We start from the raw sequence: 15,141 nt of genomic DNA, 5'->3' as shown, positions 1-15,141 counted from the left end.
GAGGTGCGGGCTCTCCAAGCCGTTTGTTGCTGCAAGCCGACCGCAAATAGGCCGCCTAGCGGTTTCACCAACCCGGGCGCTGTGGATTCAGCATGTGGATGAGAAATTTCACCAAGATTGCCACGAGCGTGCCTGCCACAGCCAATGCAACGATCACGGCGATGAACTGCGTGATTCGTGGCGGAAGCAGTGCACGCGGCTGCTCCTGGAATCGGCGCTTCCATGGGCCATGTCGCTACGTTGATGCTCGGTCCTTGCTCTTCTCCTTGCTGAGGAAGGGCTTCAGATAGGCCATGTGCCTTCTCGGCGAGCGTGAGTAAGCCTCCTTGCGCATCCCGAAACCCATGTATCCCATTGGTCCCGTTGCAGCTCAGGTTGACCCGCAATCAGATCAACGATTCCATAGCGGATCACTCCGCAGGCGGCAGCTCCTTGCCCTCCTCGCCCTCACCCTTAGTGATCTTCTTCTTGCCCTTGGTGACCTTAATGGCCACATCGCTCTTCTCCTTGTTGAGCCCGATGGAGATCTTGTCGCCTTCCTCAACGCCTTGGTTGATGATCTCCTCGGCCAAGGGGTCCTCGATGAACTTCTGGATGGCACGCTTGAGGGGGCGCGCGCCGAACTTCTCATCGTAGCCCTTCTCGGATAGGAAATCCTTAGCCTCGTCGGTGAGCTTCACGTCGTAGCCCAGCTCGCTGATGCGCTTGTACAGGTAGCCCAGCTCGATGTCGATGATCTTGTGGATGTCCTCGCGCTTGAGCGAATTGAACATGATGATGTCATCGATCCGGTTGAGGAACTCGGGCGCGAAGGCCTTCTTGAGCGCCTTCTCGATGATGCCGCGGTTGCTCTCATCCTGGCCCGCCGTTTTGGCGGCGGTGCCGAAACCAACGCCCTTGCCGTAGTCACTGAGGTCACGCGCCCCGATGTTCGAGGTCATGATGATGATGGCGTTCTTGAAGTCGATGTGGCGGCCGAGGCTGTCGGTCATCTTGCCGTCGTCGAGGGCCTGCAGCAGCAGGTTGAAGACGTCGGGGTGGGCCTTCTCGATCTCGTCGAGCAGGATGATGGAGTAGGGGCGGCGGCGCACCTTTTCAGTGAGCTGCCCGCCTTCCTCGTAGCCCACGTAGCCCGGCGGCGCACCGATCAAGCGGCTTACGGAGAATTTCTCCATGTACTCGCTCATATCTATGCGGATAAGGGCGTCCTCCGTATCGAAGAGGTAGCGCGCGAGTTCCTTGGCGAGTTGGGTCTTGCCCACGCCGGTGGGGCCCAGGAAGATGAAGGAGCCGATGGGGCGATTGGGGTCCTTGAGGCCGGCCCGGTTGCGCTGGATGGCCTTCACCACCTTGGCCACCGCCTCCTCCTGGCCGATCACCTTGCCCACCATTTCCTCCTTCATCCGGCGCAGCTTGCCGCTCTCCTTCTCGGCGATCCGGGTCACCGGTATGCCGCTCATCATGGCCACCACCTCGGCCACATTCTCCTCGGTCACGGTGGTGCGGTTGCTCTTGCTCTCTTCCTCCCAGGCTTTCTTGGCCTTCTCGAGTTCCTCGAGCAGCAGGCGCTCGCGGTCGCGGAGCTTCGCTGCCTCTTCATAGCGCTGGCTGCGCACCACCTTGTTCTTCTCCTCCTTGATGTCCTCGATCTTCTGCTCCACATCGAGGATGCTCTTGGGCACCACGATGTTGCTGATGTGAACGCGGCTTCCGCTCTCGTCCAAGGCGTCGATGGCCTTGTCCGGGAGGTGGCGGTCAGTGATGTAGCGCGCGGTGAGCTTCACGCAGGCCTCGACGGCCTCCGGTGTGAAGTTCACGTTGTGGTGGTCCTCGTATTTCTCCTTGATGTTGTTGAGGATCTGGATGGTCTCCTCCACGTTGGTGGGTTCCACCAGCACCTTCTGGAAGCGGCGCTCCAAGGCCCCGTCCTTCTCGATGTATTGGCGGTACTCGTCCAAGGTGGTGGCCCCGATGCACTGGATCTCACCGCGCGCGAGGGCGGGCTTGAACATGTTGCTCGCATCGAGCGAGCCGCTGGCGCCGCCCGCCCCTACTATGGTGTGGATCTCGTCGATGAAGAGGATCACGTCCGGGCTGTTCTCCAGCTCGTTCATCACCGCCTTCATGCGCTCCTCGAACTGGCCACGGTACTTGGTGCCGGCCACCAGCGAGGCGATATCCAGCGCCACAATGCGCTTATTGAAGAGCACGCGGCTCACTTTGCGCTGGATGATGCGCAGGGCGAGGCCCTCGGCGATGGCACTCTTGCCAACGCCGGGTTCGCCGATCAGCACAGGGTTGTTCTTCTTGCGGCGGCTCAGGATCTGGCTCACGCGCTCAATCTCCTTCTCGCGCCCAACGATGGGGTCCAGCTTGCCGTCTTCGGCCAGTTTGGTGAGGTCGCGCCCGAAGTTGTCGAGCACAGGGGTCTTGCTCTTGCTGTCGCCCTGCTTCCGCTGGCCGCCCCCTCCTTGGAAGCTGCCACTCTCCTCATCATCGTCGTCGGCGCTCTGCGGGCCTTGGGCGCGCGGCGTGGAACGGCTGGGCTTGGTGCTCTTGCTGGTGTAATCGCTGCCGCCGCCATCGGCCAGGATCACATCGAGCTCGTGCTTCACGGTCTCGTAGTCAACCTTGAATTTGCGCAGTGTGCGGGTGGCCAGGTTGTCCTCGTCCTTGAGAATGCTGAGCAGCAGGTGCTCGGTGTCGATGCTCTGGCTCTTGAAGAGCTTGGCCTCGAGGTAGGTGATCTTCAGCATCTTCTCCACCTGCTTGAGCAGGTTGATGCTTTCCTTGTCCTTGGGGCGCGTGGCGCTGGGCGGCTCCATGCCGCGCTCCACGGCCTTGCGCAACTCATCGGCATCCACTTCCAAGCGCTGCAGGATCCGAAGGGCGTTGCCCTCATTGTGCCGCAGCAGCCCAAGCAGCACATGCTCGATGCCGATGAAGTTGTGGCCGAGGCGAAGGGCTTCTTCGCGGCTGTAGCCGATGATGTCTCGGACTCTGGGGGTGAATCGGGCGTCCATGGGTTGAGGGCGCTAAGTTGAGGGGATCGCGCGTCTTTGCCGACGGTCTGCTAAGGTAGCCGGGCCGAGGGCGCGGGCAAGCTATCCCTACAGCCAACGGAGGGCCCGGATCCGGCAATTGCAATTATTCACAGCGCTTTGTGGCGTTGTGGAAAAGTGCGGCTCCGGGCATCCTGTGATCGGGATACTTTCGGGCGCCTTTTCAAATACCCTGCCCGCACTGAAACGGGAGGGCGAAAACCGGAGAAACGCACGCCATGTCAGATCAGCCAGGAGGAGAACGGATCATCCCGATCAACATCGAGAACGAGATGCGCACCGCCTACATCGATTATTCGATGTCGGTGATCGTGAGCCGGGCCCTGCCCGATGTGCGCGATGGATTGAAGCCCGTTCACCGCCGCGTGCTCTACGGCATGCAGGACTTGGGTGTAACCAGCACCCGGGGCTACAAGAAGAGCGCCCGTATCGTGGGCGAGGTGCTCGGCAAGTACCACCCTCACGGCGATGGCAGCGTGTACGATGCCATGGTGCGCATGGCCCAGGAATGGAGCCTGCGCTACCCGCTGGTCGATGGTCAGGGCAATTTCGGCAGCATAGACGGCGACCCCCCGGCCGCTATGCGGTACACCGAGGCGCGCATGCGGAAGATCGCCGAAGAGGTGCTCGCCGATCTGGATAAGGAGACGGTGGACATGCGGCCCAACTTCGACGACACGCTCGAAGAGCCCAGCGTGATGCCCACCAAGATCCCGCAGCTGCTAGTGAACGGCGCGGCTGGCATCGCCGTGGGAATGGCCACCAACATGGCCCCGCACAATCTGAGCGAGGTGTGCGATGGCATCGTGGCCTTCATCGACAACAAGGACATCGATACCGACGGCCTGATGCAGCACATCAAGGGCCCCGATTTCCCCACCGGCGGCGTGATCTACGGCACCCAGGGAATCCGCGAGGCTTACGAGACCGGGCGCGGCCGCATCATCCTGCGCGGCAAGACCTTCGTGGAAGAGGATCCGAAGACCGGTCGCGAGACGATCGTATGCACCGAGATCCCCTACCAGGTGAACAAGGCCGAGAAGCTTCACAAGGGCGTGGCCGAACTGGTGACCGAGAAACGCATTGAGGGCATCAGCGATGTGAACGACTACAGCGACCGCAACGGCATCCGCCTGGAGTACGAGGTGAAGCGCGACGCCATGTCGAGCGTGGTGCTCAACCAGTTGTATAAGCATAGCGAGCTGCAGACCAGCTTCAGCGTGAACAACATCGCCCTGGTGCATGGGCGCCCCGTGCTGCTGGGCCTCAAGGCCATGATCCAGCACTTCGTGGATCATCGCATGGATGTGGTGATCCGCCGCACCAAATTCGATCTGCGCAAGGCCGAAGAGCGCGCCCACATCCTCGAAGGCCTGCTCATCGCCCTTGACCACCTCGATGCCGTGATCGCCCTGATCCGTGCGAGCCAAACACCCGATGAGGCGCGCGAGGGCCTTATGGCGCAATTCGGCCTCAGCGAGATCCAGGCCCGCGCCATCCTCGATATGCGCCTGCAGCGCCTCACCGGCCTGGAGCGTGACAAGATCCGTGAGGAGCACGCCGAACTGATGAAGACCATCGCCTACCTCAAGGAGGTACTGGCCGATGAGGGCCTGCGGATGCAGATCATCAAGGGCGAGACGCTCGAGATCAAGGAGAAATACGGTGACAAGCGGCGCACGGAGATCATGCACGCCAGCGGTGATGTGCGCATGGAGGACCTCATCGCGGACGAAGCCGTGGTGGTCACCATCAGCCACCTGGGCTACATCAAGCGCACGAGCCTCACAGAATTCCGGACGCAGAGCAGGGGAGGCGTGGGCAGCCGGGGCAGCACCACACGCGATGAGGATTTCCTGGAGCACCTTTTCGTGGCCACCAACCACAACTACCTGCTGGTCTTCACGCAGAAGGGGCGTTGCTATTGGATGCGCGTGTTCGACATCCCCGAGGGCAATCGCCAGAGCAAGGGCCGGGCGATCCAGAACCTCGTGCAGATCGAGGGCGATGACAAGGTGGTGGCCTACCTCAACGTGAAGGACCTCACGAGCGAGGAATACGTGAACAGCCACTTCGTCGTGCTCTGCACCAAGCAGGGCATCATCAAGAAGACCACGCTCGAGGCCTACAGCCGCCCCCGCGTGAACGGCATCATCGCCGTGGGCATCCGCGAAGGCGATGAACTGCTCGAGGCGCGCCTCACAACCGGGAAGAGCCACATCCTGCTGGCCAGCCGCGATGGCCGGGCAGTGCATTTCCAGGAAGAGGACGTGCGCCCCATGGGCCGCAATGCCAGCGGCGTGCGCGGCATGAACCTCGCAGGCGGCAGCAAGGAGAACGAGGTCATCGGCATGATCGCCATCGACGCCAGTGAACTGGCCACGCGGCAGATCATGGTGGTGAGCGAGAACGGCTACGGCAAGCGCTCGGCCATCCTGGATGAGAAAGGTGAGTACGAGTACCGCATGGTATCGCGAGGCGGCAAGGGCGTGAAGACGATACAGGTCACCGAGAAGACCGGGAACCTGGTGGCCATCAAGGATGTGCGGGAAGACGACCACCTGATGATCATCACCCGCAATGGCATCACCATCCGCATGGACCTGAGCGAGACCCGTGTGGTGGGCCGTGCCACACAGGGCGTGCGCCTGATCGAGCTGCGCAACAACGACCAGATCGCGGCCGTGGCCAAGGTGGACAGCGACCTGCACGAGGACGAAGCACCGGCCACCGATGCCCCTGCGCCCGATCAGGCCAACGATGGCAGCAGCCCCGATGGCACCGATGTTGCCAGCGGCGAAGAATCCAACGAACAATAGACCTCACCGAACCACCGATGAAACAGTCACTCCTTGCCACCGCAGCGCTGACCCTCACACTCGGCGCCGCCGCCCAGAACGCAAACGTGGTGAATGCATTCAACTACATGAAGGACGGCCAGTACGAGAAGGCCGTGGAGTATATCGAGCCGGCCACGCAGGATGCCAAGACCGGCCTCAACGAGAAGACCTGGCGCTACCGCGGCGAGATCTACCGCCTGATCGCCCTCGGAACCGACGAGGCCCTGAAAGGAAAGTTCCCTGATGCCATCGAGAAATCTGCCGAGAGCTACATCAAGGCCAACGAGCTCGATGCCAAGGGCAGCTACAAGGTCGAGAACGCTCAAGCGCTCGGCGCCCTGCAAGGCGCTTCTTTGAACGCGGGCAATGAGGCCTTCGGCAAGAAGGATTATCAAATCGCCATTGCCCGCTACCGCATGAGTGAGAGGATCGCCAAGAGCTTCGGGCAGGCGGATACCAACGCCATCTTCAACCGGGCCCTGGCCTACGAGAGCGCCGGCGATGCCGCCAACGCCATCAGCAGCTACCGCGAAGCCATTGCCGCCGGCTACAACAAGCCAGAGGTGTACCGCTACATCGCCAGCCTGCAGCGCAAGGGCGACGACCTCAGCAGCGCCATCGGCACCGCCCGTGAGGGCCTGGCCCGTTTTCCCGGCAATAAGGACCTGATGCTCGATGAGATGCAATACCTGCTCGCGGCCGATCGCAGCGACGAGGCCGAGGCCAGCGTGAAGGCCGCCCTCGACAAGGACGCGCGCAACGCCGTGCTCTGGAGCGTGCTTGGAGGCCTGTACGACAAGAAGGCCAGCCTTGCAGCGGAAGCCAAGGACCTCAAGGCCATGGGCGAGTGGTACGCCAGGGCCGAGGAAGCCTACAAGAAGGCCATTGAGATCGACCCCGCACTATTCGATGCGCACTTCAACATCGGCGTGCTCTATAACAACCGGGCGGCAGCCGAGTACGATAAGTGCAGTGCCATCAAGGACGATGCGCAGTACATGAAGTGCAAGAAGGTGGCCGATGACACCTACCTGCAAGCCGTGCCCTACTTCGAGAAGGCGCACGAGCTCAACGGCACTGACCTCCAGACCGTCCAGCAGCTCATCAAGCTCTACGGCAAGACCAACGACCAGGTGAAGTATGCCGCGATGAAGGAGAAACTGGCGAAGCTGCAGTAAGCGCAACGCCCAGATCGAGCGAGGGCCGGGGATTCCCGGCCCTCGCGGCTCACAAGCGTCGATTTTCCGAACCGAACGCCATGAAATACCTGATCGCATCCGTTGCCCTCGCACTGGGCGCAATCCCGTCTGACCTGTCCGCGCAGATCGCGCATGACCTGACCATTTTCTCGGAGGATGGCCATGCCTTCACGCTGTTGCTGAATGGCCAGCAGGTGAATGCCGGCCCCGCCGCCAGCGTCACCGCGCCGAACATCAACTTCGACTATGCCAAGGTGGAGGTGCGCTTCGTGGATGAAGCGAAAACGCCCATCGTACGGAAGAACCTGCAGATCGCCATGCCCGGAACCGGCCCGAAAGGACCGGTGGCCACGGTGTACGCCATCAAGGAGAAGAAAGGAGAGCAGGTGCTGCGGTTCGTTTCACGTTCCGAGAAGAAGATTCAGGACGCACCGGTGATCATCATCAACAACTGAGCTTCACTGATGCCGGCGCAGGATCGCAGCGATGATCCAGCCGGTGGCGCCGGGGCGATTCCAGGTGCCGCGATATGGCATGGCGGGCTCGCCTGACGGTATCGATGTCCGCCGGACGTGCTGGTGACCGCTCCTCCATCGTTAGCGCCCTTCGTCGACCACCCAATTCAATTCGGTGCGATAAGCCCTGGGGTCCTTCACCTCGTCCGGGTTGTTCAGGTAGCACTCGAAGAACCGTCCGTCCTCGGGCAAGTTTCGCTGGCGCACCCAGTCTTGCAGCTCGCGCCAAGCGTCACCCAGCCGTTCGTAAGGACCTTGGTACACAGCACGCACCACCTTCGCTGCGGGCAGGGCGCTATTCTTCACGCGCCCCGCTTCGTTCACGGCCTTCGCTACGGGGAACCCGATCTCGAAATCGAAGGTGTCGCTCGGGCGCCGGTGGTGGTAGCTGAACATCGGCCCGGCAGGGTGCATGCCTTGGTCGGCGAGCACTTGGAGGATCTCTTGGATCGCGGGGTCCATGTACTTCGGCATGTCGCGGCCGGGGATCACCAAATGGATGGTGGCGGCCAGTTGTTCCGTGATGGTGGTGACTTCGGGTGAGGTGATCATGGGGTGAAGATCAGTTGACGAAAGGACATCCGATCAAATGAGTCTGATCCAAGCGCTCACGATGGCTTGCAGCGCTTTCGCTTTCGCCTCGATATCCGGGGCATCCTTGAAGGTGATCTGCGCGCGGTCGTTGCCAAGCCATCTGATCAGGCCTTCCGGATCGGGGATGCGCTCCTTCAGCACGATGCCTCTTGCCTTGGCACCAGCATGCAGGATCAGCATCGGCTCCTTCACGTGCTTCGGGCCGTTCAAAGTGGCGAACCAATCCGTGGTCCGGAAGCTGGCCGTGTTCCACTTCACGCCCTCCTCGATCGACCTATCGACGCCCAGGATGAGGCTGCGCAGCAAATCCATCTCCTTGCGCAAGGGGTGATCGCGCGCATCCAGCAAGGCGCTCACGGCACGGTCGAAGCGAGGGTACATGAAAGATCAGCTTTGCAGTAGGAACCGATCGAGGCGCTGGTAGCCGACCTCCATCCCGTCTCCCAATTCCGCGGCGAGCACACCATCGCGTGCAGTCGGTGACTCATACTCAACGGTCAAGGTCATCAAGGTCCTTCCGAATTCTTCTGTGAGCACCATCGTTCCCACCGCTTCACCAGGGTACCACGCTTGATCGAATTTCTCCGAAGTCACCAAACGCTTGGGGCGAACAATCTCCTTGTACACACCGCCCATGCCCATCTCCTGTCCATCCGTATTGCGCCACACCCATCGGTAGGAGCCGCCCACCCGCAGGTCGATCTCGCAGACCACGAGCGTCCAACCGGTCGCGCCATGGAACCAGTTCATCATCATCTCGGACCTGGTCATCGCGTCGAATACCATTTCGTGCGGAGCATTGAAGCTGCGCGTGATCCGGATCGCACGTTCACTATGGGCGACAATCTCGACTTTGCTGCTCATGAGTTTCTCTTGTAGGTAAGCAGTTCAAGCCTGCGCTTCCGCATGCCCCATGAACCGGTCAAGGATGGCTTGCCAGCCGCTTCGCTGCATCTCCACGGGATTCTCCGTTTCCGCATCGAAGGATTCGGTGACGAGCGTGCCGCCATCCTTCTCCTGGAAGAGGATCTCGCAGGTACGGCCATCGGTCATGGTGTAGGCGATGCGCTTGTGCAACTGGACATCATCGTACACGCCCTCGAAATCGAAGCTGAAGCTGCCATCGCGCGCGGCCATGGTGCTGCTGAATCCACCGCCGGCGCGCAGGTCGTTGCTCGCCTTAGGGCAATGCCAATCATCGCTGGCGGCGTTCCATTGCATGATGTGGGCTGGTTCGGTCCAGATCTTCCAGACGAGGGCCAAGGGCTTGTTCACGTGGGTCGTTACGGTGATGCGCATTGGTACCGTTTGGGTTTGGTAATTGGTCATTTCCTATTCCGCCTCGATCAGCACCTCATCCGCGAAGATCCAGGTGGTGCCGCCCTTTCCCGGGTGCCAATCAGGACACACGCCGGCGTTCTTCGCCGTGATCGCGATGTAGCGCGCTTTCCTTCCGCCTAGTTCACGCCATAGCTCGCGCGTGATCCCTCCGTCAGCTTTTCGGCCCACGTCGTGGCTGATCGTGCTGGTGCTCCATTGCCGCTGATTCGTGCTCACACTGAAGGTGACCTCGCTGGGCAGCCAGATCCAGCTCTTCTGGTCCTGCAGCACGCTGAGGCCCACGCGCTTCAGCTTCTGCACACGGCCCAGGTCGATCAACAGCACCACGTCTTGGTCGCGGTAGCCCTGCCATTCGCCGGTGCGGAAATCCTTGCCGCCGCGCACGCCATCGATCAGCGCGTTGCGGCCACCTGCCGTGTACTCGTTGGCGTACTTGCTCTCCAGGGTGATGGTACGGCCACCTTCATACTTCACGTAAGTCGCTGTGACCGGCAATGAGGCGATCCGGTTCTTCCGTCCTTGCGCTCCTTGCACGAATGCCATGGCACCAATCGAGCAGCTGCGGGTGATCCAGAACGGCGCTTGATAGGGGTGTTGCTCGGTTCCATCGATGCTGAATTCGATCCGTGCGCGATCATCGCTGCTGTTGATGGAGATGAGCAGGCTGTCGGTGAATGCCTGCCGCGCTGCCTGAATGATAGGCGCTGGTGTCCATGCGTCTTCGAACTCGGGGATGAAACGTCCCGGTGATCCCCCCGGGCGCGGGCCTAGGAAGAAGTGCAACTCACCGCCCTTCATCAGTTCGCCATGCGGGATGGCCCGATACGTCTCGGGCTGCTGGCCATTCCACGTGAAGCTCTCCACATGCGAGCGGTCGTTGCCCATCACCTCGGTGCGCATGCGCCATTTGCTGCCATTGCCCAGGTCAATGGTGGCTTCATCGAAGAGCGGCCAGCCGATGGTGTAGCTGGGATCACCGGGACAGATGGGGTAGAAGCCGAGCGCGCTCATCACCAGCCAAGCGCTCATCTGTCCGCAGTCCTCGTTGCCGATGAGGCCATCGGGCGCGTCCGTGTAGAAGTTCTGCATGATGCGCCTCGCGAACACGTCTGTGCTCAGCGGACGGTCGCTCAGGTTGTAGAGGTAGGCGAAGCTGTGGCTCGGCTCGTTGCCGTGCGCATATTGGCCGATGAGTCCGGTGATGTCGCTTTGATCGCGGCCCGTGGTCTGTGCCTTCGCGGTGAAGAGCCCATCGAGCCTCCCTGCCAGACCGCTCGGACCACCGGTGAGGGACAAGAGCCGATCCATGTCGTGAGGAACGAAGAAGCCATATTGCCAAGCATTCGCCTCCGTGAAGTTGAAGTTCACCTCATAGGGATCGAAGGGTTGCATGAAGCCGCCGTTGCGCCGTGCGCGGAAGAAGCGCGTCTCGGGGTCGAAGAGGTTCTGCCAATTGCGGCTGCGGGCATGGAAGCGCTGCGCCACTTCATCCTCGCTGATCATCTCCGCGAAGCGCGCGATGCACCAATCGTCGTAGGCATACTCCAGCGTGCGGCTCACGCTCTCCGGTTCGTCCTCGCTGCTGATGTAGCCGCGCTCTCGATAGGACTTCAGCCCGAAATGGTCAGCCTCCGCGCTGGCCACCATCGCTTCCAGCGCGAGCCTGGCGTCGAAGCCACGGATGCCCTTCGCATACGCATCGGCCATCACGCTCACGCTATGGTAGCCGATCATGCAATCGGTCTCGTTGCCCCAGAGCTCCCACACGGGCAGCCGTCCGCCTTGCTGGTAGTGCAGCAGGAAGGTCTTGATCCAATCCTCGGTCATCTCCGGCTCCAGCACGGTCATCAGCGGGTGCAGCGCGCGGAAAGTGTCCCAGAGGCTGAAGACGGTGTACACATTGTGGTCGGCCTTGTGTACTTGGCCATCCATTCCACGGTACTGGCCATCCACATCGTTGTAGATGTACGGTGCCACATAGCTGTGGTACAGCGCGGTGTAGAAGGCGCGCTGCTGCCCATTCGATCCGCCTTGCACCTGGATCCTGTTCAGCCTGGCGTTCCAAGCGTCCTCGGCCTGCTTGCGTACGCGGTCGAAATCCCAATGCGGCACCTCGGCCTCAAGGTTCCTACGCGCCCCTTCGATGCTGACGGCAGAGATGCCGACTTTGACGATGAGAGGTTCGGCGCTGTTCCGAATGCCGACGACAGCGACCGCGCTATCTGATGCCTCGGGCACGATCTGTACCTCCCGGCTGAAACGGGCGACGAAGTAGAGCTGCTGATCGCGGGCCCAGGATGAGCTGCGTCGCTTGCCTGCCAACTCGCTCTGCGCCGTTTGAATGATGGACGCACCAAGCAGCTTGTCACGATGGCGCAGATCAACCACCATGAACTGCTCTGGTCCGGCCGGGATCCGGTAGCGATGAACGCCCACACGCGGCGATGACGTCAGTTCAACGCCAGTGCCCGTTCGGTCCAATTGAACGGAGTAATAGCCAGCGCTGGCCTGCTCGGTTTCTTTTATGAATGAGGACCGATAAGCCGCCGGGCTCGTCGAGTACTTGTCCGTCATGGGCATCAACAGCACATCGCACAGGTCCGCCACGCCGGTGCCGCTCAGGTGCGTGTGACTGAAGCCGTAGATGAGGCTATCCGAATAATGGTAGCCTCCGCAGCCGTCCCAGTCCATGTAGCCATCGGGGCGGGTATCGGGGCTGAGCTGCACCAGGCCGTTCGGCACGCAGGCTCCGGGGAAGGTGTGGCCATGGCCGCCGGTGCCGATGAAGGGATTGACGAGGTCGCGGGCTGGGTTCACCTGAGCGTGGCCAACGCCAGGCATCAGAATGCAGATTGCCGTTAGCAATGGCAGCATCGAACTTCCGGGTCGACCCGACAGAGTGGTATGATGTGGATTGGCCATTTCCGTTGATTCAAAGGGTTCCCAGCGCCGCCGCCCCCAACAGCGCCGCATCGTCATCTGGCAAAGCCGATACCGTGAGGTCCACACGACCCTGATAGATGTTGAGCAGGTTAGCGTGGAAGCGCTCGCGCAGCGGTGCCATGAGCAGGTCGCCGTTCCGCGAGATGCCGCCGAAGAGCACGATGCGCTTGGGGCCTGTGGCGCAAACCGCGTTCGCCAAGCCGATGCTGAGCCACTCCGCGGTGCGCTGGAAGCAGGCGATGGCTGCGGTATCACCAGCATGCACGAGGTCCGCGATGGTCTTCACGTCGGTGAGATTCGCCGTGCCGCCCTCTTCGGTGTAGGTGGCCAGCAGGCCCCGGATGCTCACATAGGCCTCCAGGCAGCCCTTCCTTCCGCAGGTGCAGGCTCGACCATCGGGCAGGAGGATCGCATGCCCGAGCTCGCCCGCATTGCCTGCGCTGCCCAGCACGAGTTGGCCATTCACAATGAAGCCGCTGCCCAAGCCAGTGCCGAGCGTTACCACCAGCAGATCATCAAACCCACGACCCGCACCGTAACGCCATTCGCCGAGGGCTGCGGCATTCGCATCATTGCCCAAGGTGGCCGGGACGCCGAGCCGGTCGCTCATCATGCGCGCCAGTGGCACATCGTTCTTCCAAGGCAGGTTGGGCGCCATTTCGATGATTCCCGTGAGCTGGTTGGCATTGGGGGCGCCGATGCCCACGGATTGAATGGGCGGATGCCCATCCTGCTTTACCAGTTGGCTTGCAGCGCTTGCCAGCGCATCCGCGAAGGCATGATCATCTGCATGACCAGTTGTGCTGATGCGCGCGCGCGCGATCACTTTGCCCTCATGCACTAGGCCGAGCTTGCTGGTTGTGCCGCCGATGTCGATGCCGAGGATCATGCGGTTCGACGCTTGGTATAGAAACCGTAAGCCACGATGTAGCCGTAGCAGAGCAGCAACAGCACGAAGGCCGTTTTGAAGCCGAGTCCATCGGCCAAAAGGCCCAGCCATGGAGGGATGAAAGCGCCGCCTGCGATCGCGGTGCAGAGGATGCCCGAGGCCTGTGGCTTCAGATCGCCCATCCCTTCGATGGCCTCGGTGAAAATGGTGGGGAACATCACCGAGTTGAATAGGCCCACGGCGAGGATGCTCCACATGGCGGTGAAGCCATCGGTGGTCATGCTCACCGCGATGAGGCTGATGGCCGCCGCACCGAAGGCCGCGAGCACCACGGGTGGGCGTAGGATGAGCGTGAGCGCTGATCCGACGAATCGGCCTACCATGGCGCCGCCCCAATACAATGCGACGAAAGTGGCCACCACGCCTTTCGCATCCACGGTATCGAGCGGCTTGCCTTGCATGGTGGTCGCGATCCAGTTGGTGAAATCGTTGGCACGGACAGCCTCGGCAAGGTCCATGCTCAGGAAGTAGTTCACGAGGTATGTGCCAATGGCGACTTCAGCGCCCACATAGAGGAAGATGCCGAAGGCGCCGAGCATCAATCGTGGGTGGGAGAGGGCCTCACTGTAGCTGCCGGCGTGCTCTGTGTCCAGGATCTTCGGCAGGCGCGCCACGGCAACGATGACCGCGAGCAGTAGCAACGCGCCCGCGAGCACGATAAATGGCCCTTGCACAGCGCTGGCCTCCGCAGCGAGGTAGGCCTCGCGTTCATCTGTTCCAAGCAGCTTGATGGCATCGCCGTTCAGGATCTTGTCGCTGAGGATGAACTGGGCCCCAATGATGGGAGCGATGGTGGTGCCTACACTGTTGAAAGCCTGCGCGAGATTCAAGCGACTGCTGGCGCCACGCTCTTCGCCCAGCACGGCCACGTATGGATTAGCTGCGACTTGCAGCACTGTCATGCCGGCGGCGAGGATGAAGTAGCCCAGGAGGAAGAGCGGGAACACCCTCAGCCCGGCCGCTGGCCAGAAGAGCAGGCAGCCCACCCCCATGGCGGCAAGGCCGATGAGCATGCCTTGCTTGTACCCGATGCGTGAGAGCAACCAACCCGCGGGAATGCTCACCAGCCCGTATGCGATGAAGAAGGCGAACTGCACCAGGCCTGCCTGGAAGTAAGTAAGCTCGAAGATTTCGCGCAGCCGCGGAACCAGCGAATCGACCAGCACGGTGATGAAGCCCCACATGAAGAAGAGGCTGGTGACGGCAGCGAAGGGCGCCAGATAGGATCGCTTGCTCATGGCTTCCGCCAAAGATGCTCGCCAGGATGATCCGAAAAGCGGAAGGGCCGCCCTTGTGGGCAGCCCTTCTTGATATTCAGTGAACAGCCTACTTCACCTTGTCCACGATCGCGGCGAAACCAGCGGCATCGCTGTACGCGATCTCCGCGAGCGCCTTGCGGTCGAGGTCGATGTTGGCCTGCTTCAGCTTGTTCATCAGCACGCTGTAGCTGATGCCGTTGATGCGCGCGGCGGCGTTGATCCGCTGGATCCACAGGCCGCGGAATTCACGCTTCTTGAGCTTGCGGCCGTCGTACGCGTGCACGAGGCCCTTCTCCACCGTGTTCTTCGCGACGGTGAGCACATTCTTTCGGCGACCGAAGTTGCCCTTCGCCATGTTGAGGACCTTCTTCCTCCTTGCCTTGGCGGCTACTTTATTCTGACTGCGTGGCATGTTCCACTTGGGTTTTCGGGCGTGAGC

12 protein-coding genes are annotated in these 15,141 nt (G+C 61.5%); 3 read left to right on the top strand and 9 right to left on the bottom strand.

Annotated elements, in window-relative coordinates:
• Positions 1-410 precede the first annotated feature (410 nt).
• Positions 411-3,023, bottom strand: coding sequence for an ATP-dependent Clp protease ATP-binding subunit (locus IPM12_12205; GenBank protein MBK9148564.1), 2,613 nt, complete (start codon positions 3,021-3,023; stop codon positions 411-413).
• Positions 3,024-3,280: 257 nt separating this feature from the next.
• On the opposite strand from IPM12_12205, the gene gyrA reads away from it, so the two are divergent.
• From gyrA to IPM12_12190, 3 genes are all read left to right on the top strand, one after another.
• Positions 3,281-5,881, top strand: coding sequence for a DNA gyrase subunit A (gene gyrA / locus IPM12_12200; GenBank protein ID MBK9148563.1), 2,601 nt, complete (start codon positions 3,281-3,283; stop codon positions 5,879-5,881).
• Positions 5,882-5,898: 17 nt separating this feature from the next.
• Entirely contained in the window at positions 5,899-7,080 is a 1,182-nt protein-coding gene (locus IPM12_12195) for a tetratricopeptide repeat protein (protein MBK9148562.1), read from the top strand.
• 80 nt (positions 7,081-7,160) lie between these two features.
• Positions 7,161-7,556 (top strand): hypothetical protein, encoded by a 396-nt coding sequence (locus IPM12_12190; GenBank protein ID MBK9148561.1) that lies wholly within the window; start codon positions 7,161-7,163, stop codon positions 7,554-7,556.
• A 141-nt stretch (positions 7,557-7,697) separates the two neighbouring features.
• On the opposite strand, the gene IPM12_12185 is transcribed toward IPM12_12190, so the two are convergent.
• The 8 genes from IPM12_12185 to rplT all read right to left on the bottom strand — a co-directional run bounded on the left by IPM12_12185 (position 7,698) and on the right by rplT (position 15,114).
• Positions 7,698-8,168, bottom strand: coding sequence for a GyrI-like domain-containing protein (locus tag IPM12_12185; GenBank protein ID MBK9148560.1), 471 nt, complete (start codon positions 8,166-8,168; stop codon positions 7,698-7,700).
• A gap of 33 nt (positions 8,169-8,201) precedes the next feature.
• Complete coding sequence (locus IPM12_12180; protein MBK9148559.1) at positions 8,202-8,591, bottom strand: DUF1801 domain-containing protein; 390 nt, start codon at positions 8,589-8,591, stop codon at positions 8,202-8,204.
• Between the two features lie 6 nt (positions 8,592-8,597).
• A complete protein-coding gene (locus IPM12_12175) occupies positions 8,598-9,074 on the bottom strand; it encodes an SRPBCC family protein (GenBank protein ID MBK9148558.1) in 477 nt (158 codons plus the stop codon).
• A gap of 24 nt (positions 9,075-9,098) precedes the next feature.
• Positions 9,099-9,509, bottom strand: a complete 411-nt coding sequence (locus IPM12_12170; protein MBK9148557.1) for an SRPBCC family protein — start codon at positions 9,507-9,509, stop codon at positions 9,099-9,101.
• Between the two features lie 33 nt (positions 9,510-9,542).
• Positions 9,543-12,392, bottom strand: coding sequence for a GH92 family glycosyl hydrolase (locus IPM12_12165; protein MBK9148556.1), 2,850 nt, complete (start codon positions 12,390-12,392; stop codon positions 9,543-9,545).
• Between the two features lie 91 nt (positions 12,393-12,483).
• A complete protein-coding gene (locus tag IPM12_12160) occupies positions 12,484-13,383 on the bottom strand; it encodes an ROK family protein (GenBank protein ID MBK9148555.1) in 900 nt (299 codons plus the stop codon).
• Positions 13,380-14,681, bottom strand: a complete 1,302-nt coding sequence (locus IPM12_12155) for a sugar MFS transporter (GenBank protein MBK9148554.1) — start codon at positions 14,679-14,681, stop codon at positions 13,380-13,382. The genes IPM12_12160 and IPM12_12155 overlap by 4 nt, the downstream gene beginning before the upstream one ends.
• A gap of 88 nt (positions 14,682-14,769) precedes the next feature.
• Positions 14,770-15,114: a 50S ribosomal protein L20 gene (gene rplT / locus IPM12_12150; protein ID MBK9148553.1), complete on the bottom strand. Its 345-nt coding sequence runs from the start codon at positions 15,112-15,114 to the stop codon at positions 14,770-14,772.
• Between the last annotated feature and the right edge of the window lie 27 nt (positions 15,115-15,141).

This window comes from Flavobacteriales bacterium (genome assembly GCA_016716605.1).
Taxonomy (GTDB): Bacteria; Bacteroidota; Bacteroidia; order Flavobacteriales_F; family PHOS-HE28; genus PHOS-HE28.
This window is presented reverse-complemented; position numbering and strand designations above follow the sequence as displayed.